We start from the raw sequence: 20,963 nt of genomic DNA, 5'->3' as shown, positions 1-20,963 counted from the left end.
CCCGCCTCCCGCGTTCCTCCCGCGCAGTCGACGTCAGGACACCGACGTCAGTACGCCGATCTTGTCGATGCGGTGTTCGGGATTGCCTCTGTCGTCGCGCCAGAAGTTCCCGGCCGCGTTGTCCTCGGGTGTCGCACACGTGGAGATGGTGATCATGGCCTGGGTGGGACTCCTGCCCGGGAAGCCCGGCACCGCCGCCCGCTGTTCGGCGAGCGAGCGCTCGGAGCGGAACGAGGTCTCCCTGGTGCCGGTGATCTCGTACTCGTACACCGTGCCGCCGGACGTGACGACGACCGAGTCGCCCTCGTCGAGGGAAGGGAGTTCACGCAGTGGGCCGCCGGCGGAGAGCCGGTGGGCCGTGACGAGGTAGTTGCCGACCTCACCGGGCCCGACCCCGCCACGGCTCCCGTACGGGCTGGCTCCGACGCCACCGTTCTGGATCCGCGTGCCCGGCCAGTCGTCGGTCGTCCCCTCGTACGGGACGACGCGCAGGTCCTTGAGCCCGATCGCCGGGATGGCGAGCCGGGCGGTCCGGGTCCGGGCGTCGCTCTTCCGAGGTGCCGGACTCTCGGAGGACGGACTCTCGGGGGCCGGGGTGGCGGGGGCCGGGGCAGCGGGAGCCGTCGGTACCTGGGCCGTCGTGGGGGTGATGTCCCGTGGAGGCTTGGCGGAAGTGTCCGTCGGCACGGTCTCGCCGGAACATCCCAGGAGCAGCGCGACGACAGCGCCGGTGAGCGCGCCGGAAAGTGCTCGGGAACGGGACATGGCACTCGGGATCGGTAGCCGGGTTCGGGTCGTACCACCACGTGTCCTACCACCACGCGTGGCGGCCGCCCCACTCAAGGACAAGAACGACCGGACCGGCCCAGGCGTTTCCGCGCGACGCGACAGCAGAACACCCTGGCCCGCTACTGGCCCACTTCCACGGAGATGTGTGGCGCCAGTGCACGCAGGAGGTCGGAGGCGTCGAAGATCTCCCCCGCGGAGGCGACGCCGGCCGCGTTGGTACGGCCGGTGAGGATGCGGTGGACCGCTTCCACCGCGAGGGGCGCGGTCACGGCGTAGATGTCCTGGCCCCGCGCCACGGCGTGCCGTTCCGTCCCGCCGGAGCGGACGACGACGTCGACGAGGAAGGTCTGGTCGGAGCGGCCGTGCTCGTCGACCGCGGACGGTGCCGGGGTGTCCGGGGCGGCCAGGTCCCCGGCCGCCTCGACCGTCATGTAGGTGCGTACCTCGGGGATGGTCAGATGGCTGGGGATCGTGACGACGTCGGCCATCGTGAAATCTCCGATGACCGCGCGGGTGCCCATCGGGTCGGGGAAGGGCCACTTCAGGGTGGGCAGGGCGTCGCTGTGGTACTCCAGCCGCCCGTTCGTGTAGCGGACGCGCCGGCCGTTGCGCCGCTCCCCGGAGATCCTGCCCGCCTCGCGGGTCCCGGGTGTGGGGTGCCAGCTGTTCAGCCCGTACGCGATGTGTGCCTCGTCGGCCGTCGTCCAGTCGCCCATCGCCGCGGTGACCAGCAGGTCGCCGAGGCCGCCGTAGAAGGCCATCGCGGGGACGATCACCGCTCCGGCGGCGCGGGCGCGGTCCGTGAAGTGGGCGAACGTGTCGGCGTTGGCCTCGATCTCGGCCGCCACGTCCACGTACGGGATCCCGGCGCGCAGGGCCGCCTCGATCACGGGCGCGGCGGTCGTGGCGAAGGGCCCGGCGCAGTTGATCACCGCCGCCGTACCGGCGAGGGCCCGGTCGAGCGAGGCCGCGTCGTCGACCGACGCAGGCCGGACGTCGAGCCCGGGGCCGGCCACCGCCGCCAGCTCCCTCAGCCGGCCGGCGTCACGACCGGAGAGCACCGGGACGAACCCGCGCTCCAGCAACTGCGCCACCACGAACCGCCCGGTGTGCCCGTACGCACCGAACACCGCCACCGTCTGCCCCGACCCCGCTTCTGATCTCATACGGACATCCTGACGAGGGCGGGCTCCCCACCGTGAGTGTCCGGAACGCCACGCCCCATACAATTACGGACATGAGCGCGGGCATAAGAACGGGTACCGGCACCGGCACGACCGCAGGCGGGCGCACGGGCGCGCGCACTGTCGCGCTGGCCGTCACCGACGGGATGCTGCACTTCGAACTGTCCGTGGCGTACGAGGTGTTCGACGCCGCGCCGGTCGGCGTGGCCGGTCCCTGGTACGACGTGGCCGTCTGCGGGTCGGAAGCCGTACGGGTCGGACGGTTCGGGCTGGAGCCCGACCACGGGCTCGACCGGCTCCGCGACGCCGACACCGTGATCGTCCCCGCCTGGGCGGACGTGGACGAGGAGCCGCCCGCCGAGCTGGTCGACGCGGTACGTGCCGCCCACGAGGCGGGCGCACGCGTGGCCTCCCTCTGCACGGGCGCGTTCGTGCTGGCCGCGGCGGGCCTGCTGGACGGGCGGCGCGCGACCACGCACTGGGCGCACACCGACGTCCTGGCCGCCCGCTACCCCGAGGTGGAGGTCGACCCGGACGTGCTCTACGTGGACAACGGCAGCGTCCTCACCTCCGCGGGCAAGGCCGCCGCGCTGGATCTGTGCCTGCACCTCGTGCGGCTCGACCGCGGCTCGTCGGTCGCCAACGCCGTCGCCCGCCGCCTGGTCGTGCCCCCGCACCGGGCAGGCGGCCAGGCCCAGTTCGTCGCCGCCCCGGTGCCCGCCCGGGACGACCATCCGCTCGCCGACCTGCTCCCCTGGGCCGTCGACCGCCTCGACCACGCACTGACCGTGGAGGACCTGGCCCGCCAGGCACGTATGAGCTCGCGCAACCTGGGCCGCCACTTCCGAGCGGCGACCGGCACCACCCCACTGCAGTGGCTCCTCACCCAACGCATCCGCCGCGCCCAGGAGCTCCTGGAGACCACCGACGACAGCATCGACGCCATCGCCACAGCCACCGGAATGGGCACCGCCACCACCCTGCGCCGCCACTTCAACCGCACGATCGGCGTCCCGCCGGACACGTACCGCCGCACGTTCCGCTCGGGGACCTCTCGGCCGGGAGGATGAGCGGCCGGGCGCGCAACGGGTCAGGCCGACATGGCCTGCTCGCCTCCGTCGGCGTCTCCGGCCGCACAGTCGGTGGCCAGGTCGTCCAGGGACAGGTGCAGCGCGTGGGCCAGGGCTGCCACGGTGAAGAAGGCCGGGGTCGGGGCCCGGCCGGTCTCGATCTTGCGGAGTGTCTCCGCGGACACCCCGGCGGCTGCTGCCACGTCGGCCATGCTGCGGTCACCGCGGGCCCGGCGGAGCAGGATCCCGAAGCGCTCTCCGCGCTGCCGCTCCTGCGGACTCAGAGGAACTCTCACCATGACCGTGATACTAATACCGGTATAAGTATTGGGCAGCGTCGCATGGCGTCGCACGGCAGGGAGTCACGACACATGGTGGAGATCAAGACGGACAAGGCACTGGAAGCGATGCGGGAAGCGGGGCGCGTCGTGGCCCACGCACTCGCGGCCGCCCGCAAGGCGTCGGCCGTGGGAGTTCGCCTGCGCGAGCTCGACGAAGCCGCCCGCACCGTTCTCACCGAGGCCGGAGCAAGCTCTCCGTTCCTGGGCTACCAGCCCTCCTTCGCCCCGGTGCCCTTCCCCGCCGTGATCTGCGCCTCCGTGAACGACGCCGTCTCGCACGGCATCCCCGGCGACTACCGTCTGCGCGACGGCGACCTGGTCAGCGTCGACTGCGGAGCCGAACTCGACGGCTGGACCGGCGACGCCGCGATCAGCTTCACCGTCGGCACACCTCGCCCCGCCGACCTCGAACTCATCGCCGCCACCCAGCAGGCCCTCGACGCCGGTATCGCCGCCGCCACCGTCGGCCATCGGATCGGCGACATCTCCCATGCCATCAGCAAGGTCGCCCGAAAGGCCGCCTGCGGCATGCCGTCCGACTTCGGCGGCCACGGCATCGGCCGCCAGATGCACGAGGACCCCCACGTCCCCAACCACGGACGCCCCGGCCGCGGCTTCCCGCTGCGCCACGGGCTCGCCCTCGCCATCGAGCCCATGCTCATGGCCGGAGGCCACAACGACTACCGCACCGACCCCGACGGCTGGACCCTGCGCACGATCGACGGCAGCCAGGCCGCCCACATCGAACACACCATCGCCATCACGGAGTCCGGCCCCCGCATCCTCACCCTGCCCTGACAAGGCCTGCGAGCCCCAACCACCAAGACGGACGCCGACGTCAGCCCTCCTCGAAGAGCTGCCCCGCCTCGGTCGCGCGCACCGCTCGCCGCGCCCAGAGTTCGAGCTGCTCCAGGTCGGTGCAGGCGCGCACACGATCACGTACCGAGTCGGGAACCTCGATGCCCCGCCACTCAAGAATGTTCAGGGTCATCCCGGCACGGTCCTCGAGCCGGCCTTCTTCCCGACCCTCTTCCCGACCCTCTTCACGACCTTCCTCCCGCGCCTTCTCAGCGACCTCGTGCCGGAAGAAGTAGTTGATCGCCGTCATCAGGTCCCTCCAGATCTGCTGTGCCTGGGGGTCGACCAGGCATGACTCGGTGGTGATCAACTCGCTACGCGGCACCAAGGTCACACCACACGTACTTGCCCCGGTCGGCGCCTCTGGCCAGCGGGTGCCAGCCCCAGACGTCGGCGCAGGCCTGGACGAGGGTCAGGCCTCGGCCCGTTTCCGAGTCCAGGGAGGCGGCCTGGTCCAATGCCGGTGCGGGGTCGGGGGGTTCGGGGTTCGCGTCCCACGCTCCGATGCGGAGGACTCCGTCTCGCCAGCGGAGGCGTAGGGCGGCGGGGCCCTTCGTGTGGCGTACGGCGTTGGAGATCAGCTCCGTGGCGAGGAGTTCGGCTACGTCCGTGAGGCGGATCAGGCCGTGGATCGTGAGGATGAGGCGGAGGGTTCGGCGGCAGACCGTCACCGCGCGGGGGTCGTGGGGGATGTGGAGCGTGTACTCCCAGGGTTCGATGGCGTTTTGCGGCATGCGTGAACTCCGGTTCGTGCGTGAGGGGTTGAGTTGGGGAGTGGTGGCATGCCGCAGCCGTCGTGGCAGGACGGAGTGGTGCGCTTCCAGGCCCCGGAAACTTCACAGAGTGCTCGTTGCATCACTGAAGGTATGGGTAAAATTTGGTGCCGCGCAAGCTGCAATCGCAATCTGCCCCTCGAACGAGTCACTGCCTCACGACAGTTGGGGCGAGGAGGAAGCCATGCCGCGTAGACGGCAGCCCACCGCACGCCAGGAACGCCTGGGCACTGAACTGCGGAAACTACGCGAAGCCGCAGGGCTCAAAGCACGTGAAGCCGCCGCGCTGGTCGGCTCCGACTCGGCACAGATGAGCCAGATGGAGTCCGGGATCGGGGGTGTGAGCGAACAGCGCCTCCGCAGGCTCGCCGCTCATTACTCCTGCGCTGACACGGAGTTGATCGAGTCGCTGGTGGCGATGGCGACCGATCGCACGCGCGGCTGGTGGGAGGAGTACCGGGGCTTGCTGCCCACCTCGTTCCTGGACCTGTCCGAGCTGGAGCACCACGCCACTCTTCGGTGGGATGTGGACTGCCTCTACGTGCCAGGTCTCCTCCAGACGGAGGAGTACGCCCACGGGGTCTTCTCACACAGAGTGCCCGAGCTTCCGCAGAGTGAGCTCGACCTGCGCGTTGAGCACCGGATGAAGCGGCGCACCATCATCGAGGGCGCCCGGCCCACTCCGTACGAAGCAGTGATGCACGAAGCAGCCCTGCGCATCAGGGTCGGCAGCCGTGCCGCTTCGCGGGCCCAGCTCGCCCGCGTCCTGGAACTCTCGGAAGCGGATCACGTGACCGTACGGGTCATCCCGTTCGACCTCGATGGATTCATCGATGCCGGAAGCGCGATGGTCTTCGCGGGCGGCGCTGTTCCGAAACTGGACACCGTCGTACGGGACGCACCGCACGGCTCGGCATTCGTCGACTCAGAAGCCCAACTCGGCAGTTTTCGAACGCTCTTCCGTAGAGTGGAAGGTGCGTCACTCGAACCCGAACGGTCGCGTGACTTCATCCACAGGCTGGCAAAGGAACTGTGAGGCGCACCATGACGACCCCCGACAACTGGCAGAAATCGTCCTTCTCCGGTGGCGGTGACGGCAACGCATGCGTCGAACTCGGATCCACCCGCGATGCCGTCCACCTCCGTGAGAGCGACGACCCTTCCATAGAACTAGTCACCACCCCCACCCCCCTCTCCCACCTCCTCCACGGCATACGTTCCGGCGCCCTCGGCCGCGTATGAGAGAGGCCCGGGACATCGACAAGTCCCGGGCCCTGCTCAGCTCTTCAAGTCCTCAAGGCGAGGGCGAGGTCAGGAAAGAACCCCAGCCCCCGTCGTGCCCGACAGCCCCGCCGGCAGGCTGGTCGCCGAGGTCTGGAGGCCTGCCGTCAGGGTCGGCTTCCAGTTGACCGTGGTCTTCAGCTTCTTCGAGTTCGCCCCGTTGTATGCGGCGACGATGTCCGTCGACGTGCCGTTGACGACGTTGCCGGTGCCGGCGACCGAGCCGGTTCCGTCGCCGCTCAGGAGCTTGGCGACCTTCGCGCCGGACGGCAGGGTCCAGGAGTTGTGCTCGGCGACGACCTGGGCCTTGGCCCGGGAGTCGAGGCTGTACTTGGGGGCGTACCCGTTGAGGGTCGTCGTGTCGTAGACGTTGTTGTAGAGGTGGATCTGGCCGATGCGGGCCAGCGGGGCACGCTGGGTGATGCCCTTCCACACGTTGTGGTGGATGGAGACGCGCAGCTTGCCGACGCTGTCGGTGTCGCTGCTGCCGATCAGCATCGTCTTGTCGTGGTTGGTGAACTGGTTCCGCTCGACGGTCACCAGGTCCGAGCCGTTGGTGATGTCCAGGGCGCCGTCGTGGATCTGGTACTTGCGGCCGAAGTACGTCTTCTCGGACGAGTCGAAGAACGGCGCGTCGCTGAACGTGTTGTGGTCCGCCCAGACGTGGGTCGCCCCGCGCAGCGTCACCGAGTCGTAGTTGGAGTTCCACTCGCCGGCGGAACCGTCCGTCGGGTCCCACTGCGGGAAGCAGTCCTCGGTGGCGGTGAGGGAGAGGTTGCGGATGATGACGTTGTCGACGTCCTGCACCTGCAGACTCCCGCCGGTGATCCCGGCCTTGGTGCCTGGGACGCCCACGACGGTGGTGTTGGCCGGAACCCGGAAGACGATGTTCTTCTTCTGCTTGGTCTGGGCGGCCGCGCGTGCCTTCTCCTGCGTGCCCGAAGGAGCCTTCTTGCCGTACGTGGCCGGGTCGAACGCCTTCAGGTACGCGGACAGCGAATAGCCCGTGCCGGAGGCGTAGTCGGCGCAGGTCAGCTTCTTGCCCGCGTCGTCCGTGTTGGCGTCGATCGTGCCCTTGATCTTGATGATCTTCGGGGTGGAATTGGTCGCCGAGCCGAGCGCCTTCACCAGCTGGGCCCGGGTGCTGACGGTGAAGGTGTGCGCGGAGTCGGCCTTCGAACCGCCGGTCGTGCCCGAACCGGACGCCGCCCAGCCGTCCTTGGCGGGCAGGGCCTGGTGCGCCAGGTCGACGGCACCCGCGTTCGCGTTCATCACGAAGGGGACGGCGCCGAGACCCGCGGCCGCCACGGCAGCGGCGGAGAGGAGCGCGGTGCGCCGCTTGCGGAGGGACCTGCGGTGGGAGGGGGATGCCACGGATGAGTCCTTACGTGGTTCTTGTGGGGCTCGTGCGTTGTGTGGAGCCCCTGTGAACGGGGTTCCGACTCATCTGTGGTCGCGGCGACCGGAAAGGTTGCCCTCTTCTTTCAGACCACCCCTCAGGACACAGCCGGCCCCGTGACGAACCGTCCATTGGCGTCGTACGGCCAGACGTTGGGCTTGCAGCCGAGCATCCCCTTGATCTGCTGCATCATCGCCGGGGCCGGCTTCCCCGCTCCCGGGCACGTCACATGGCCGTGGCCGAGGAAGTGGCCGACCTCGTGGTTGATGATCAGCGCGCGGTAGGCGTCCACGTCGGCGGCGTAGACCGGCGTCGCCAGCAGCCACCGCTTGAGGTTGACGACGACGTCCTTGCCCACGTTGCAGTTGACCTCGCCGCGGGTGTTCAGGCCGTACTTTCCGCAGATGGCGTCCACCGTCCCCGGCGTGGCGAGCCGCACGACGAAGTCGGCCGTACCGCTGGAGACGCGCCGGAAGCCCGAGCGGCCGTCGGCCGTCCAGCCGCGCGGGTCGGCGAGGATGCCCTCCACCTGCTCGGCGACATCGGCGGCCGACTGCGTGAGGCCGTCCTCGACGACGACCTTGTAGCTCAGGACCCGGGCGCCCTTCCCGACGGTCCCGCTCGTGCCGCCCGCGGTGGCGAACGTGCCGGGACCCGAGGCCGGGATCTCGGGCGCGGAGGACGAGGAGGCGGAGGGGCTGCCCTTTCCGGACGGCTCGCTGTCGGCCTTCCCGCCCGTCTTCCCAGCGTCCTCCTCGGCGGGCTTCTCACTCGCCGCGGCCGACTCCGTCCCGCCGCTCGGTTCCGGCGTCCGGTCCGGCGCCGGACCGGACGGCGACGAGGAGGCGGATCCGTCCGCGGCGTCGGAGGACGAGGACGTCGTCCAGTTCACGGCCACAGCAGCGGCGATCACCAACGCGACCAGCGCCGCCAGGCCGCCGAGTAACGGACCCTTGCTCTTCCGGCCGCGCCCTCCCGAGCGTCTGCCGGAACCCCCCGGGCCACCGGATTGCGCGGCACCTCTGCTACGACGCCGGGACGGTCGGGAGGCGGAGGACCCCCTGGTCGAGGACGGCTTCGTGCGACGGGCAGTCGTGTTCATGGTCATCAAGAGTGAGTACGGCATGTAATGGGATATCGCTCAGCTGATAACGAAGAGATAACGGTCGATCACCCGTCCGGCCTATGTGATCGTCCCGTAACAGTTCCCCCACCGACGCCGGTACCTGCCTCAACTCCCCTGAGCCGTACGGATACTGAGCACATGCCACGCGTCCTGCTGATCGAAGACGACCGCGCCGTACGGGAGGGCGTCCGGCTCGCACTGCGCCGCCAGGGGCACGACGTCACCGCCGCCGGAACCGGCGAGGAGGGGCTGGCCCTGCTGCGGACCTTCCGGCCGGACGTCGTCGTGCTCGACCTGATGCTGCCCGGCCTCAGCGGTCTTGAGGTGTGCCGCCGGATCCGTACCGAGGACCAGGTGCCGATCGTCATGGCGACCGCCCGGGGCGACGACACGGACATCGTGGTCGGGCTGGAGGCCGGGGCGGACGACTACGTCGTCAAGCCGGTGCAGGCACGCGTACTCGAAGCCCGTATCCGCGCGGTCCTGCGCCGGGTCGGCGGCGCGCCCAACCCCGACGGCATACCGAAGATCGAGTCCCACGGCGACGACGGCGAACTGACCATCGACCGGGCCGGGTTGGCCATCACCCGGCGGGGCGTGCCCGTCGCCCTCGCCCCGTCCGAACTGCGGCTCCTGCTGACCCTCTCCGCCTCGCCCGGCCAGGTGTTCTCCCGGCAGCAGCTGCTGGAGGCGGTCTGGGAGCACAGCTACCACGGCGACTCCCGGCTGGTGGACGCGTGCGTCAAGCGGCTGCGCACCAAGATGGGCGAGCCCGCGGGACACCCGCGCTACATCCAGACCGTGCGCGGCTTCGGTTACCGGTTCCAGTCCCGGTGAGCGGTACCTGGATACGTACCTGGGTACGTACCTGGATGCGCGGGTCGGCAGGATACGGACCGGTGACCCGGTGAAGCGACCGCTGCGCGGTCTGCGTGGGCGGCTACTCATCGCCTTCGTGCTGCTCACCGCCGTCGCCACCCTCACCACCGGCGCCCTCACCTTCCGCGAGGCCCGTATCGCCGTGCTCCAGCAGAGCCAGGACACCGTCATCAAGCGGCTGCGGGCACACGTCGACGGCCTGGCGCCCGGCATCGCCTACCCGCCGACCCAGAGGGACCTGGAGTGGGTCGCCCAGGAGGTGGCCGCCGCCGAACCGGCGCAGAACTGGCGGGTGTTGGCCACCTACCGCGGTCTGCGGGCCACCTCCAGACCACAGGACACGTTCGCCGAGCTGACGGCCGACATGCGGTCGGCCGTGGGATCCCGGCGGGCCGCCGTGTTCCAGCGGGTGAGGGCGGACGGCCGCTCCTCGCTCGTCGTCGGCCTGCCGGTCACCTTCGCCGAGCCCGCCGAACGCCCCGCGTCCGGGGTCGCGGTCTTCCTGACCGTGCCGCAGACCGGCGAACAGGGGTACGTCGACGCCCTGGTCACGGCCATCGGACGGGCCGTCGTGCCCGCCCTCGGCCTCGCCGTCCTGCTCGCCCTGCTGGCCGCCCGCGGGGTGCTGCGCCCGGTTCGCGAACTGCGCCGGGCCACCCGGAGCATCGCCGAGGGCCACCTGGACACCCGGCTCGCCGTCAACGGATCCGACGAACTCGCCGACCTGTCGCACACGTTCAACGAGACCGCCGCCGCACTGGAGGAGTCCGTGGCCGAGCTGCGCCGCATGGAGGCCCGCGCCCGCCGTTTCGTCGCGGACGTCTCGCACGAGCTGCGCACCCCGCTGGCCGCGATGTCGGCCGTCACCGACGTCCTAGACGAGGACGCGGACCGGCTCGATCCGGACACCGCGATGGCCGTACGCCTCATCAGCGGGGAGACCGTGAAGCTGGCCCGGCTCGTGGGCGACCTGATGGAAATCTCCCGCTTCGACGCGGGCGCGGCCGGCCTGCAACTGGACGACCTCGACCTCGCGGAGTCCCTGCGGCGCACCCTCGCCGCCCGCGGCTGGCAGGACACGGTGGACACCCTGCTCCCCGGGCCCGGCGAACTGCGCGGCCGGGTCGACCCCCGCCGCCTCGACGTGGCCGTCGCCAACCTGGTCGGCAACGCGCTGCGGCACGGCGCATGCCCCGTACAACTGCGCCTGTACGCAAGGGAGGTGCCGGATGCCGCCGACGACAGGGTGTGGGCCGTCATCGAGGTGACGGACAGTGGGCCCGGCATTCCCGCGGACGTCCTGCCGCATGTCTTCGACCGCTTCTACAAGTCGGACACCGCCAGGACCCGGTCGGAGGGCAGCGGCCTCGGACTCTCGATCACGGCGGAGAACGTCCGGCTGCACGGCGGTACGGTCCGGGCGGCGAACCGGGCGGAGGGCGGCGGGGCGGAGAGCGGCGGCGCGGTGTTCACGGTCGAGATCCCCCTGGGCCAGGAGGAGAAGGAGCAAGAGGAGAAAGAGCAAGAGAAAGAGGAAGGGGTACGAGAGATATGAGACGGCTGCTCACGAGACGCGGGCAGCGGGCGGTGCGGTCCGGGCTTTCGCTCACGGCCGCCGCGTTGCTGCTCTCCTCCTGCGGGATTCCCTCGACCGGTGTGGTGGAGGCGGGAGAGGCGGCCACCGGCATACGGCCCGCCTATGTCCTCTACTTCGTCAGGCAGGACATCCTGCTCGGCGTCCGCAGCCGGGTCCCCGGCACCCTCGACATCGGAACGGCCGTGGAACTGCTGTTCCGGGGGCCGGACGCCATCCTCGGCCGCAAGGGCCTGACCACGGAACTTCCGCGGCTGAGGTCCCCGGTGACCGTCCGGGTGGACGGGGCGCGGGTGTCGGTCGGACTGCCCCGGGGCACCGAGCCCCTGAACAGGACGGCCCTCGCCCAACTGACGTGCACGATCGCCGACGCCCGCCTCATCGTGTCCGCGGGCTCCGGGGGCGGGGGCGAAAGCGGCGGCGGGAGCGACGGGGCATCGTCGACGAAGGTGACCGTGACGATCCCCGGCGCCGGACAGGCCGAGGGCTCCAGCGAGACGTGCCCCGGGTCCACGACCGCGGAGTAACGGGCGGCCGACCCAAAGGACAGCGGATGCCGAGGTGCCGCGCGCGCCGGCTGTAGCCATTGCGCGCGCGGCGAACCGGGCTGGTGCCAGGGTCAGGAACCCAGCACACCTGTCGGGACACGGTTGGGGTTGACCGGTGTCACCTTCTCGCCCTTCTCTCTGGTCGCGAGGTCGTCCTCCCTCGGCGTGTCCAGCTTCACCCAGTCGCTCCAGTCGAACTCGGAGTCGCTGCCGCCCCGGCTGCCCTCGATCTCATAGACGCGGCCGTTCGTGGTCAGCACCTTGACCGTGGCGTCCTCCCCGTTGTTCGAGACGATGATGGAGATAGCGCAGGCGTTCTTGGGGTAGTTGTCCTCGTCGCTGATCTCCTTCCACTCGTAGTCGTCGTCTCCCGGCGTCTCCCGCACCCCGGCGTACGCGTCCCCACCGGTGAGCACGGCGCTGAGCTCCCATTGCCCCGAGTTCGACCTGGCCGAGTCGATGTCCGAGCACTTCTCCCGGTCGCGGTCCCGGTCGTCGCACTGTTCGTGACGCGGGTCGCCGGGCGACTGGGCCTTCCCCTCCGCCTTCGGGTACTGCGAGTTGTGGTGACCGTGGTCGTTCTTGCACTCGTCACCGGTCTTCGGGTCCGCGGCGACGATGTCGGCGGACGGCGTGCCGGTCGCGAAGGCGGACGCGGGGGTCGCGAGGCCTCCGAAGACGAGAGCGAGCGAGGCGACAGCCCCGCCGGTCAGCCACGCGCCACGGGAGGCGAGGGGGCTCAGGGAGGACCTTGTCCTGAGTTCAGGACTCATTCATTGCTCCTTTGATCCGAAGGTACAGATGTGCGAGTGCACCGGAAGCGAGTTCGAGCTTCCTCTTCTGCAAACATCGGGTCGCAGACACAACGACTGAAGGACTTCCGCGTACGATCAACAGATCAGCCGACACGCGAAACTCCAATGGGTTCCTGCGCGAAAGCGAATCGGAAACCGGACACTCGGCAAGCCGCAGCAAGGCGGACGGGGTCGCGTACGGACGGTCTCCCGGGTCGAGCCGCCAGGAGTGGTGTTGCCGCGGAGCCGCCGATCTGCCTCGGCCCAATCGTCAGGCACGATCATCGGAAACGAGTCGAACAAGGCGAACGCCTCGAACACACCTCGCGTCCTCCCGGAGTCCGACCCGAGTCCGAGGGCTGTTACGGTGGCCCCGCCTGTGGCATGTCCACGATTCATCCGTATGGTTTCGCCATGGCAGTCCCCGAGGTCATCCCGATCGCCTACGAGCCGCGCCACCGCACCGAGGCCATCGGTCACTACGCGGAGGGGCAGTTCCTGGGGTCGATCACGTACGCGTTCCCCGAGGGGTACCGGCCCGACGACGGCTGGGAAGAGCACAAACGTCTCTACGCGGTGCTCCACACCTTCGACGCCGAGGGCCGTTACCGGGACTCGGACATCTGGTGTGCCGGTACCTGGGCCGAGCAGCAGCGCGCCCCGGAGGGCCAGGACTCGGTCCTCGCCCGGGCCCAGGCCCACCTGGCCAAACTCCTCAGGAGCCTCCCCCGGCGCCGCTACACGGACATCGCGGTCCGCCCCTTCCGGCTCACCGTCGACGGCGTGCTGTTCGGCATGCTGACCGGTGAGGACGAAGGGGAGCCCTGGGCCGAGCTCTACCCGGACCGGCTGGGCTTCGGCCCGCCCTGGGACGGGCTGTACGAGACCTGATCCGCCCGACAGGCCGTGGCCCCGGACCTGACCCGGTCCCTAGCTCATCTGTGCCTTGACGTGGTCGATGACCTCGTTGAACTCCTTCGTCGGCGAGAAGTCGACGTACTCGCAGTCCTCAAGCGCCTCCGGTACGTGGCCGGGCGCCCAGTAGAAGGCCTGCCCCGCCTCGTAGACCTCGCTCCCGGACTTGGTGCGCATCCTGAGCCGCCCCTTGAGGAGGTATCCCCAGTGGGGGCACTGGCACTGGTCGTCGGGCAGGCCCTTCACCGCCGGCGCCATGTCCGTCCCCTCGGGGAGGGTGGCGAAGGCGACGCTCATGCCGCCGCCCACTTCCTGCATGCGCAGTTCCACACCGTTGCCTTCGATCGCGACGGGTGTGTCGTTCCGCGTGGCTGCCGTCATGATTCCTCCATGGCCGGTCCGCTGCGGGGTCTCGGGGTCCGCGTCTCGGGAATCTCCGCTCATGGGATTCTCGGCGTCTCGGGAATCTCCGCCTCCTTCCAGTGTGGCCCCGGCGGCTACGGAGTGCGACAGCTCACCCAGGACCTGACCTATCGCCGGCCGCCCCCGAAGCCTCCCTCCGGGGCCTCGCCCGCCGTCACCGTGGCGATCCGCTCGGCCGAGCCCAGGGTGCCCGAGGCCGCCAGACCTCCCGTACCGGTACCCGACTTCGTGCCGCCCGAGTGGATCTCGTACTCCTCGCCGCTCTTCACCGCGGAGGACGAGTACACGACGTTCTGGATCGACTTCGAGGTGACGTACGTGGCGACCACCTCGCCGTCGGAGTCGACGACGTGGAGGGTCGTGCCGGCCGGGACCGACGAGTCGAGGGTCGCGGAGAGCCAGCCCTGTTCGGAGTCGGTGGACGGGGCGACGGCCATGCCCGCGCTGCCGGCGGCCAGCAGGACTCCGCCGCTGATACCGAAGTCGCCGTTGACGTCGAGGGCGCCGTTGCCACCCTGCTGGGGGCCGTTGACGACGACCGTGCCGCCGGTGATCTCGGCGGTGCCGTTGGAGTCGAGCCCGTCGCCCTCGGAGTCGACGACCAGGGTGCCGCCGGTAACGGTGAGCTTGTAGTCACCGACACCCTCGCCGCCGCCTCCGCCACCCGGGCCTCCGCCGAAGCCGCCACCTCCGCCATCGCCCGAGGAGCTGGTACCGCCCGCCGCGTTGATCCCGTCGTCGCTGGAACGGATGTCCACCGTGCCGCCGTTCACGGATATGTCTGCGCCCTCGACGCCCTCGACGGCGGACGTGACCTTCAACGTCCCCTTGTCGACAGTCAGATCGCCCTCCGCGTGAACCCCGTCGTCGCCGCTCGCGGCCGTCACCTTCGCCCCGTTGACGTGAACAGCACCATCACTGTGGACGGCGTCGTCGGAAGCGTTCACAGCGACGGTGCCGCCCTCCAGGACGTTGATCACACCCGCCTTCAGCCCCTTCGTGGACGCGTCGTCCGAGGGCTGCGTACCGCTGCCGCCGCCGCTCTCGACGGTCAGCGTGCCGCCGGTGGCGACCAGGTCGGTGGCCGCGTCGACCCCGTCGCCCTTGGCGGTCACCTTCACCGTGCCGCCGCCGACCGCGACGTAACCGGAGTCCTTGTCCTCGGAGTTGTCGGCCTTGAGCCCGTCGCCACCGGCCGTGACGGTCACCGAACCGCCCTCGACGATCAGGTAGTCCTTGCCACGGATGCCATCGTCCACGGCATCGACCACGATCGTGCCGGAGGCGATCACCAGACCGTCCGTGCTCGCGATCCCGTCGTTGCCGTTGCCGCGCACGGTGAGCTTCCCGTCGCCCGTGACGGTGAGGTCGGCGGCGCTGTGAAGCGCGGCATTGGCCTCGGCGTCATCTGCGTACGAGTCGGCGTCACCGAGGGTGTTCTCGCTGCCGTCGGCGAGGATCACGACGGCCTCGTCCGCCTCGGTGACGTCGATCGCCGCACCGGAGGAGTGGGAGATCTTCGCCCCGTCGAGCACCAACTTCACGTCCTGGTCGGGTGCGTTGACGACGATCTGCCCGTCGGAGAGGGTGCCGCTGACGCGGTAGGTACCGCCGGCGGTGATGGTCACGGTGCCACCCTTCACGGTCACCCCGTCCCCATCCCCATCGACGGAGGCCGAGTCGCCGTTGAGCCGGACCGCGACGGCGTCCGACTCCTCCCACTCGGCGTCGGAGCCCTCGGCGTGCGACTCCTTGTTGTCGGCGAGCACTGCGGCGGCGTCCTGGCCCCCGTCCACGGAGGCTGCGCACCCGCTAGTACCGGAAGAACCCGACGAGGAGGAGCCGGAATCGGAATCGCTACCGGAGGAACACCCGGCAAGCGCAGTCGTGGCGAGCACCATCGAGGCGAGGGCGCCGACGGCCTTCGTACGAAACCGTCGTGCCCTCTTCGGAGGCGTGCTCGGCTGGGTGTTGAGGTAGGTCTTCATGCTGGTCTCCCGTCGAGCGCGGTCGGAAAGTGGCGCCGCAGTACGGGCAGCCAGCGGTTGGAGGGAAGGTCGGGGCGGAGGGCGGCGAGCCCGGTGCCGTACTTCGACACGGGACAGGGTCGGTGCTTCAGCGACCAGAGCAGCCGGTCGGCGCCCGAGCCCGCCCGGCCCGCCTTCGTCTCGACGATGGCCCGGTCAGGCGTCGCCAGCGAGGTCCCGTCGGGCAGTGCCCAGGTCAGATCGGTGTCGACGGTCAGGCGACTCCCGGTGGCCGGGAGGAAGAGGGTCGTACGCCGGTAGTACGTGGTCAGCGCGGGTACGAAGCGCAGGCGCCCGGAGTTGATCCCGGCCTCGGCGAGCACGGTGTCGGCGTACGCCCGGGCATCGGGCCCGAGACGCCGGACATCCCCCTCGTACGGGATGCGCTGTTTGACGGTGGTGCCGCGCGGGCCGCGTGTCTTGACCTCGAAGTAGTGCAGACCTGAGTCGATGTACGTACGAATCCGGAGCTTGAACCGCCGCCGCCGGTGCCGGGCCGCGCCGAGGTACCCGTCCATCTCCGGGGTGTCGAAGTAGACGGACCGGTACGCGAACTCCCGCGCACCGTCCACGTCCAGGACGCGCGTGTCCTCGTCGAGGCCGCCCAGCACGAGGGGCAGATCGGCGACCGGCAGCATGTACTTGCGGTCCAGCCGGGTCAACAGCGAGGCCTGAGCGACGAGTTCGTCGAGCCCGATGGGCGGCAGCGCACCGACCACGCGCCCGACGGACTCGGACTCGAACCCGAGGGCTGTCATGCCCGTACTCCGCGCCCGCTGGGGGAGTCATCGGTACGGGGGCCGGTGCGGGGCTCGGCATGAGGGCGGCCGCCGCTCTGTCGTGGCTTGGCCGCCGTCCGGGACGCGTTCGGCACCACATACCGGACCTCGACGAGTGTCGTGTCGTTGACGAGGTCGATGCCCTTGACCGACAGGTTCAACACCCTGCCGCCCAGGAGCACTTCGAGGTGGGAGCGCAGGGCCTCCTCATCCGTGTACGCGGAGTCCAGGCGCAGCTCCCGCTGCCGGTGGCGCGGGAACAACCGGGGATGGTCACCGGCATACAGCGTGGCCACGACGAGCACCATCAGCCCGGCGTGGAGAAGGTCGAGGGACTCGGAAAGCCCGGTCAGCAGCCCGAGTGCCAACGCCGAGAAGTAGTACGCGATCTCGTGCTGCGCGATCTCGTACGACCGCAGCCTGATGATCGACAGAACCCCGAAGAGCCCCATCCCCATCCCGATCCCGACCGACGTCGACCCGAGCACCATCGCCACGGCGAGCACCCCGACATTGACCCCGAGAAACGCGGCGACCAGGTCCCGGCGGTGATGCCGCGGAAAGTAGACCGCGAAGGTCAGGAGGGAGATGGCGACGAGATCGGCGCCCACCAGAAGCAACCGGTCCATGTCAGCGGTCTCCCTGGGATCTGCCGTCACCTGCGATGAATACGCTCATGCCGACGACAATCGGGGCTCAACCTGTGGGCTCCCTTTGGGTTTCCTTAACCAGCGTTGAGAAGTACGCCCAGGAAACCCGGGGTGAACTCGACGCCAAGGAAGCCGTGTTGCGCACGGGGCACGATCAGCGGCCTCGCCGCGAGCGGTTGCGCCGACCTCGCCGGAACGCCCGACTGCTGACGCCCTCACCGCAATCGGACGCGGGCAGTTCGCCGATGCGAGCCTCGGTGTTGCCGGTCTGTGGACAGACCCAGACCGCGTCCCCCTCATCCCCCTCTTCGACGGTCGCGGCCAGCGGGTGCGTGTCCGGGTGGCTCGGGCACTGGGGCCAGACCGCCGGCTCGCCCTGCCCCCACAGGGCCTCCACCGCCCACTCCTGAACCTGGTCCGCGACGTGGGCGAGCAGCATGGCGGGCCTGCCGTCCGGCTCCGCGTACACGCCCTGGCCGGAGCCGCCAGCACGACCTGACCGCGCTGCGGACGGGCGCCGCCCAGATTCCCGGCTTCACTCCGGGCTCCACGGGGCTTGCCGTGGTGTCCCTGTCGGGGGCGACCGGACCCGTGGACGGGGGAGGGGTGGAGGGCGGGGTCGAGCTGGTGTGGGGCCCGCGGGACGTGATCTCCGCCTGGGCCTGAGCTTGTTCTTCAACCTGAGTGTTTCTTGCGTTCTTGAAGCGTGGTGCCCCGTTTGGTGGTTCTGCCGACGTCGTACGCCAGCATCAACCGGCCGTCAACAGCACGAGGAAGGGTGAGCCCGGCCGGCGCGGTCCGCAACAGCTGCACGTCGATCCGACCCTGATTCACCGCGTCGTACATCGCACCGTGCCCGCGCCGGTGTTCCGGCGCCAGACTCAACCCCACCAACGATTTCACCGGCCCGTCAGTACACAACAGCGCATCCGTCAACTCGAACAACGCATCCGCCCGAGCGGTCAGACAGCGGTGCAACTCCCGCCGGAAACCCGCCGGCTCCCCGGCCGCGTCCACGGGACAGACGTCATGCGCACTGTTCAACGAGACAGCCCTTGGTATTGATGCTCTTCCCTCGACAAGAAGATCATCGACCAAGAGCTGTTTCCACGGCCAACCAGGGATCACCACCGACCGCCATGGGTCAACAACAAGCCAAGAGCGCGGTCCCCAGCGACGCGCTAATCCTGGCCTCAGGTTGGTCGGGGACAATGAGCGGCAAAAGCATCGACTGGAAGGGGGCGGGCCGGCGTGCGGATCATGATCGCGGATGATGAAGTGGCCATCCGTGAGTCGCTGGAGCGGGTGCTCCAGGTCGAGGGTTACGACACCAGCACCGTCGCCAACGGTCTCGCCGTGCTCGACGGGTTCGGTGGGGCCGGCGGTGACACGCTGGATCTGCTGATCCTCGACGTGATGATGCCCCGCCTCGGCGGGTTGGAGACCTGCCGGCGGTTGCGGGCCGCGGGTCGGGATCTGCCGGTGCTGATGCTGACCGCCCGTGACCAGGTCTCCGACCGGGTCGCGGGGCTGGACGCGGGCGCCGACGACTACCTGCCCAAGCCGTTCGCCACCGAGGAGTTGCTGGCCCGGGTGCGGGCCCTGCTGCGCCGGCGCACGCCGACCGACGGGGAGTCGCAGATCCTGTCGTTCGCCGACGTTCGGCTCGATCCCGACAGGTTCGAGGCGTGGCGGGGCGGGCGGCCGCTGCGCCTGACCCGGACCGAGTTCTCCCTCCTGCAGGTCCTCCTGCGCAACGCGACCCGGGTCTTGACCCGCGACGCGCTGTTCGAGGCGATCTGGGGCTTCGACATGAGCGCCACCGCCAACAACCTCCAGGTATACGTGAGCTACCTGCGCCGCAAGATGGAGGCCGAGGGTGAGCCGCGATTGATCTACACGCTGCGCGGCCTGGGATACACGTTGCGGGAGACTCCTCCGTGAGCAGGCCCGCCGGCCGGGAACCGCGCCGGCTGACCCGATGGTGGCGCCGGCGGTCCCTGCGGACCAGGCTGACGGTGATCGCGGCGACGGCCATCGCGGTCAGCGTGTTCGCGGCCTTCCAGGTGGCCAGCGAGCTACTGGACTGGGAGCTGCGGGACACCGCCGAGAATCAGCTACGCGCCGACTCCCGCGTCCTGGCGACGGACGCGCAGCGCGCCGGTCTGGCGCAGGTCCAGCTACCGCCGTATCCCGGATCCGGTCGGCTGGTGCGGGTCATCCTGCCCGACGGCTCGACCCGGACGCCGGCCGGCCAACCCGCGCTGCCCCCCGTCAGCGAGCACGCCGGGCGCGTGGCGCAGGGCGCGTCGGCCGACCTGATGGAGTCGAACGACAGCGACGAGGAGGGCTACCTCATCTACACGCTGCGGGCGGGCGACGGCGCGGTCCAGGTGGCCCGCGCCGCCGACGACAGCCCGATCAACCAGTTCGGGTTCGGCATGCTGCTGATCGGGCTGTTCTGCGTGGTCGGCGGCGCCCTTGTCGGGCGGACCGTGGCGCGGACCGGGCTGGCACCGATCGACCGGCTGACCGCCGCCGCGGTACGCGTCGCGCACACCCGGGATCTCGACGCCGACATCCCGGATGAGGGCGGTGGGGAGATCCGGCGGCTGATCCAGTCGATCAACGACATGCTCACCGCGCTCCGGGACTCCCGGCGGGCCCAGCGGCTGCTCGCCGAGGACGCCGCCCACGAGCTCAAGACCCCGCTCACCAGCCTGCGCCTCAACGTCGAGCTGCTGATCCGGCTCGATCGGCGCGGCACCCTGGACAGCGCACTGCCGGCGGAGAGCCGGACCCGGCTGCTCAACGATCTCGGCGCCCAGGTGGCCGAGTTGAGCACCCTTGCCGCCGAACTGACCGACCTGGCGCGCGGTGACGTCAGCGACGAGAACACCGAGCTGCTCGACCTCGCCGACGTGGTGGGGGCCGCCGCGACCCGGGCGCGTTCCCGCGTGCCCGACATCGAGGTCGCGCTCGACGTGACCTCCGTGTGGGTGAGCGGGCGTCCCGCTGCGCTCCAGCGGGCGGTGCTCAACCTCATCGACAACGCCGGCAAGTGGTCCCCCGCGGACCAGCCGGTCCAGGTCCGGCTCCGTGCCGAGGGCGCTTCGGCGGTGCTCGAGGTCGACGACGCCGGGCCGGGCATCGACGCCGCCGACGTACCGCGGGTGTTCGACCGGTTCTACCGTGCCGACAGCGCCCGCGCGTTGCCGGGATCCGGTCTGGGTCTGTCGATCGTGCAGCGGGTCGTCGACGCCCACGGCGGCCGGGCCACTGTCGCCCGCTCCGCACGCGGTGGCGCGCTGCTTCGGGTCGACCTTCCGGCCGCGGCCCCGCCCGCCCCGATCGCGCGGCTCACCGCCGGGGAGGACACCGCGATGCGCTGACCCGCCCCGGCGGCGCGGCGCAGGACAAGGGACGGCGGCCCTCGGGCATGGCCCCGCGCGACTCACCGTCGGGGCAGTACACCGCGGTGCATCGACCCCAGCCCCGGCGGCGCGGCGCAGGACCAAAGGTCGGCGGCCCTC

At 70.2% G+C, this 20,963-nt stretch carries 23 protein-coding genes and 1 pseudogene; 10 read left to right on the top strand and 14 right to left on the bottom strand.

Annotated features, from left to right (window positions below; all coding sequences use genetic code 11):
* Nucleotides 1–33: 33 nt before the first annotated feature.
* Nucleotides 34–765, bottom strand: a complete 732-nt coding sequence (locus ACZ5VQ_RS12460; protein ID WP_469104832.1) for a class E sortase — start codon at nt 763–765, stop codon at nt 34–36.
* 143 nt (nt 766–908) lie between these two features.
* A complete protein-coding gene (locus ACZ5VQ_RS12455; RefSeq protein ID WP_469104831.1) occupies nt 909–1,955 on the bottom strand; it encodes a saccharopine dehydrogenase family protein in 1,047 nt (348 codons plus the stop codon).
* Between the two features lie 32 nt (nt 1,956–1,987).
* On the opposite strand from ACZ5VQ_RS12455, the gene ACZ5VQ_RS12450 reads away from it, so the two are divergent.
* Entirely contained in the window at nt 1,988–3,043 is a 1,056-nt protein-coding gene (locus ACZ5VQ_RS12450) for a helix-turn-helix domain-containing protein (protein ID WP_469104830.1), read from the top strand.
* Between the two features lie 20 nt (nt 3,044–3,063).
* Here ACZ5VQ_RS12450 and ACZ5VQ_RS12445 read toward each other — a convergent pair whose 3' ends face one another.
* Nucleotides 3,064–3,342 carry a helix-turn-helix domain-containing protein gene (locus ACZ5VQ_RS12445; RefSeq protein ID WP_469104829.1) on the bottom strand — a complete coding sequence of 93 codons (279 nt, stop codon included), beginning with the start codon at nt 3,340–3,342 and terminating at the stop codon, nt 3,064–3,066.
* Between the two features lie 72 nt (nt 3,343–3,414).
* Here ACZ5VQ_RS12445 and map point away from each other — a divergent pair, with 72 nt between their 5' ends.
* Nucleotides 3,415–4,182 carry a type I methionyl aminopeptidase gene (gene map, locus ACZ5VQ_RS12440; protein ID WP_469104828.1) on the top strand — a complete coding sequence of 256 codons (768 nt, stop codon included), beginning with the start codon at nt 3,415–3,417 and terminating at the stop codon, nt 4,180–4,182.
* Nucleotides 4,183–4,222: 40 nt separating this feature from the next.
* Here the strand turns inward: map and ACZ5VQ_RS12435 are convergent.
* Nucleotides 4,223–4,540: pseudogene (locus tag ACZ5VQ_RS12435) on the bottom strand (hypothetical protein); the annotation flags it as partial.
* Between the two features lie 16 nt (nt 4,541–4,556).
* Nucleotides 4,557–4,976, bottom strand: coding sequence for an ATP-binding protein (locus ACZ5VQ_RS12430; RefSeq protein WP_469104827.1), 420 nt, complete (start codon nt 4,974–4,976; stop codon nt 4,557–4,559).
* A gap of 223 nt (nt 4,977–5,199) precedes the next feature.
* Here ACZ5VQ_RS12430 and ACZ5VQ_RS12425 point away from each other — a divergent pair, with 223 nt between their 5' ends.
* Nucleotides 5,200–6,051 carry a helix-turn-helix domain-containing protein gene (locus tag ACZ5VQ_RS12425; RefSeq protein ID WP_469104826.1) on the top strand — a complete coding sequence of 284 codons (852 nt, stop codon included), beginning with the start codon at nt 5,200–5,202 and terminating at the stop codon, nt 6,049–6,051.
* An 8-nt stretch (nt 6,052–6,059) separates the two neighbouring features.
* A complete protein-coding gene (locus ACZ5VQ_RS12420; RefSeq protein WP_469104825.1) occupies nt 6,060–6,257 on the top strand; it encodes a DUF397 domain-containing protein in 198 nt (65 codons plus the stop codon).
* 69 nt (nt 6,258–6,326) lie between these two features.
* On the opposite strand, the gene ACZ5VQ_RS12415 is transcribed toward ACZ5VQ_RS12420, so the two are convergent.
* Together ACZ5VQ_RS12415 and ACZ5VQ_RS12410 are read right to left on the bottom strand one after the other, a co-directional pair.
* Nucleotides 6,327–7,670, bottom strand: a complete 1,344-nt coding sequence (locus tag ACZ5VQ_RS12415) for a pectate lyase family protein (RefSeq protein ID WP_469104824.1) — start codon at nt 7,668–7,670, stop codon at nt 6,327–6,329.
* 122 nt (nt 7,671–7,792) lie between these two features.
* Nucleotides 7,793–8,587, bottom strand: coding sequence for a DUF3152 domain-containing protein (locus ACZ5VQ_RS12410; RefSeq protein ID WP_469104823.1), 795 nt, complete (start codon nt 8,585–8,587; stop codon nt 7,793–7,795).
* Nucleotides 8,588–8,959: 372 nt separating this feature from the next.
* On the opposite strand from ACZ5VQ_RS12410, the gene ACZ5VQ_RS12405 reads away from it, so the two are divergent.
* The 3 genes from ACZ5VQ_RS12405 to ACZ5VQ_RS12395 all read left to right on the top strand — a co-directional run bounded on the left by ACZ5VQ_RS12405 (nt 8,960) and on the right by ACZ5VQ_RS12395 (nt 11,821).
* Nucleotides 8,960–9,658: a response regulator gene (locus ACZ5VQ_RS12405; RefSeq protein ID WP_469104822.1), complete on the top strand. Its 699-nt coding sequence runs from the start codon at nt 8,960–8,962 to the stop codon at nt 9,656–9,658.
* Nucleotides 9,659–9,728: 70 nt separating this feature from the next.
* A complete protein-coding gene (locus tag ACZ5VQ_RS12400; RefSeq protein ID WP_469104821.1) occupies nt 9,729–11,255 on the top strand; it encodes a sensor histidine kinase in 1,527 nt (508 codons plus the stop codon).
* Entirely contained in the window at nt 11,252–11,821 is a 570-nt protein-coding gene (locus ACZ5VQ_RS12395) for a hypothetical protein (protein WP_469104820.1), read from the top strand. Before ACZ5VQ_RS12400 ends, ACZ5VQ_RS12395 begins: the two co-directional genes overlap by 4 nt.
* Nucleotides 11,822–11,913: 92 nt before the next feature.
* Here the strand turns inward: ACZ5VQ_RS12395 and ACZ5VQ_RS12390 are convergent, their stop codons facing one another.
* Nucleotides 11,914–12,615 carry a hypothetical protein gene (locus ACZ5VQ_RS12390; RefSeq protein ID WP_469104819.1) on the bottom strand — a complete coding sequence of 234 codons (702 nt, stop codon included), beginning with the start codon at nt 12,613–12,615 and terminating at the stop codon, nt 11,914–11,916.
* A 435-nt stretch (nt 12,616–13,050) separates the two neighbouring features.
* On the opposite strand from ACZ5VQ_RS12390, the gene ACZ5VQ_RS12385 reads away from it, so the two are divergent.
* Nucleotides 13,051–13,527, top strand: coding sequence for a hypothetical protein (locus ACZ5VQ_RS12385; RefSeq protein WP_189841432.1), 477 nt, complete (start codon nt 13,051–13,053; stop codon nt 13,525–13,527).
* A gap of 39 nt (nt 13,528–13,566) precedes the next feature.
* Here the strand turns inward: ACZ5VQ_RS12385 and ACZ5VQ_RS12380 are convergent, their stop codons facing one another.
* The 6 genes from ACZ5VQ_RS12380 to ACZ5VQ_RS12355 all read right to left on the bottom strand — a co-directional run bounded on the left by ACZ5VQ_RS12380 (nt 13,567) and on the right by ACZ5VQ_RS12355 (nt 18,474).
* Complete coding sequence (locus tag ACZ5VQ_RS12380; RefSeq protein WP_469104818.1) at nt 13,567–13,932, bottom strand: cupin domain-containing protein; 366 nt, start codon at nt 13,930–13,932, stop codon at nt 13,567–13,569.
* Nucleotides 13,933–14,081: 149 nt separating this feature from the next.
* Nucleotides 14,082–15,962, bottom strand: coding sequence for a carbohydrate-binding domain-containing protein (locus ACZ5VQ_RS12375; RefSeq protein ID WP_469104817.1), 1,881 nt, complete (start codon nt 15,960–15,962; stop codon nt 14,082–14,084).
* Entirely contained in the window at nt 15,959–16,759 is an 801-nt protein-coding gene (locus ACZ5VQ_RS12370) for a polyphosphate polymerase domain-containing protein (RefSeq protein WP_469104816.1), read from the bottom strand. The genes ACZ5VQ_RS12375 and ACZ5VQ_RS12370 overlap by 4 nt, the downstream gene beginning before the upstream one ends.
* Complete coding sequence (locus ACZ5VQ_RS12365; protein WP_469104815.1) at nt 16,756–17,409, bottom strand: DUF4956 domain-containing protein; 654 nt, start codon at nt 17,407–17,409, stop codon at nt 16,756–16,758. The genes ACZ5VQ_RS12370 and ACZ5VQ_RS12365 overlap by 4 nt, the downstream gene beginning before the upstream one ends.
* Nucleotides 17,410–17,584: 175 nt before the next feature.
* Nucleotides 17,585–17,899 carry a hypothetical protein gene (locus tag ACZ5VQ_RS12360; protein WP_469104814.1) on the bottom strand — a complete coding sequence of 105 codons (315 nt, stop codon included), beginning with the start codon at nt 17,897–17,899 and terminating at the stop codon, nt 17,585–17,587.
* Between the two features lie 206 nt (nt 17,900–18,105).
* Complete coding sequence (locus ACZ5VQ_RS12355) at nt 18,106–18,474, bottom strand: transposase (RefSeq protein WP_469104813.1); 369 nt, start codon at nt 18,472–18,474, stop codon at nt 18,106–18,108.
* A gap of 207 nt (nt 18,475–18,681) precedes the next feature.
* Here ACZ5VQ_RS12355 and ACZ5VQ_RS12350 point away from each other — a divergent pair, with 207 nt between their 5' ends.
* Nucleotides 18,682–19,374 carry a response regulator transcription factor gene (locus ACZ5VQ_RS12350; RefSeq protein ID WP_469104812.1) on the top strand — a complete coding sequence of 231 codons (693 nt, stop codon included), beginning with the start codon at nt 18,682–18,684 and terminating at the stop codon, nt 19,372–19,374.
* A complete protein-coding gene (locus ACZ5VQ_RS12345) occupies nt 19,371–20,822 on the top strand; it encodes a HAMP domain-containing sensor histidine kinase (RefSeq protein ID WP_469104811.1) in 1,452 nt (483 codons plus the stop codon). Before ACZ5VQ_RS12350 ends, ACZ5VQ_RS12345 begins: the two co-directional genes overlap by 4 nt.
* The last annotated feature ends 141 nt before the right edge of the window (nt 20,823–20,963 follow it).

Source organism: Streptomyces sp. NPDC033178 (genome assembly GCF_055577685.1).
The sequence above is the reverse complement of the archived record's forward strand: the minus strand, read 5'-3'. Positions and strand labels throughout refer to the sequence as shown.

Excerpts from the sequence above, each read along its gene's own strand:
- ACZ5VQ_RS12430 (WP_469104827.1), bottom strand. The coding sequence starts at position 4,976 with ATGCCGCAAAACGCCATCGAACCCTGGGAGTACACGCTCCACATCCCC.
- ACZ5VQ_RS12395 (WP_469104820.1), top strand. The coding sequence starts at position 11,252 with ATGAGACGGCTGCTCACGAGACGCGGGCAGCGGGCGGTGCGGTCCGGG.
- ACZ5VQ_RS12380 (WP_469104818.1), bottom strand. The coding sequence starts at position 13,932 with ATGACGGCAGCCACGCGGAACGACACACCCGTCGCGATCGAAGGCAAC.
- ACZ5VQ_RS12385 (WP_189841432.1), top strand. The coding sequence starts at position 13,051 with ATGGCAGTCCCCGAGGTCATCCCGATCGCCTACGAGCCGCGCCACCGC.
- map (WP_469104828.1), top strand. The coding sequence starts at position 3,415 with ATGGTGGAGATCAAGACGGACAAGGCACTGGAAGCGATGCGGGAAGCG.
- ACZ5VQ_RS12445 (WP_469104829.1), bottom strand. The coding sequence starts at position 3,342 with ATGGTGAGAGTTCCTCTGAGTCCGCAGGAGCGGCAGCGCGGAGAGCGC.
- ACZ5VQ_RS12390 (WP_469104819.1), bottom strand. The coding sequence starts at position 12,615 with ATGAGTCCTGAACTCAGGACAAGGTCCTCCCTGAGCCCCCTCGCCTCC.
- ACZ5VQ_RS12365 (WP_469104815.1), bottom strand. The coding sequence starts at position 17,409 with ATGGACCGGTTGCTTCTGGTGGGCGCCGATCTCGTCGCCATCTCCCTC.
- ACZ5VQ_RS12460 (WP_469104832.1), bottom strand. The coding sequence starts at position 765 with ATGTCCCGTTCCCGAGCACTTTCCGGCGCGCTCACCGGCGCTGTCGTC.
- ACZ5VQ_RS12370 (WP_469104816.1), bottom strand. The coding sequence starts at position 16,759 with ATGACAGCCCTCGGGTTCGAGTCCGAGTCCGTCGGGCGCGTGGTCGGT.
- ACZ5VQ_RS12405 (WP_469104822.1), top strand. The coding sequence starts at position 8,960 with ATGCCACGCGTCCTGCTGATCGAAGACGACCGCGCCGTACGGGAGGGC.
- ACZ5VQ_RS12425 (WP_469104826.1), top strand. The coding sequence starts at position 5,200 with ATGCCGCGTAGACGGCAGCCCACCGCACGCCAGGAACGCCTGGGCACT.
- ACZ5VQ_RS12375 (WP_469104817.1), bottom strand. The coding sequence starts at position 15,962 with ATGAAGACCTACCTCAACACCCAGCCGAGCACGCCTCCGAAGAGGGCA.
- ACZ5VQ_RS12420 (WP_469104825.1), top strand. The coding sequence starts at position 6,060 with ATGACGACCCCCGACAACTGGCAGAAATCGTCCTTCTCCGGTGGCGGT.
- ACZ5VQ_RS12455 (WP_469104831.1), bottom strand. The coding sequence starts at position 1,955 with ATGAGATCAGAAGCGGGGTCGGGGCAGACGGTGGCGGTGTTCGGTGCG.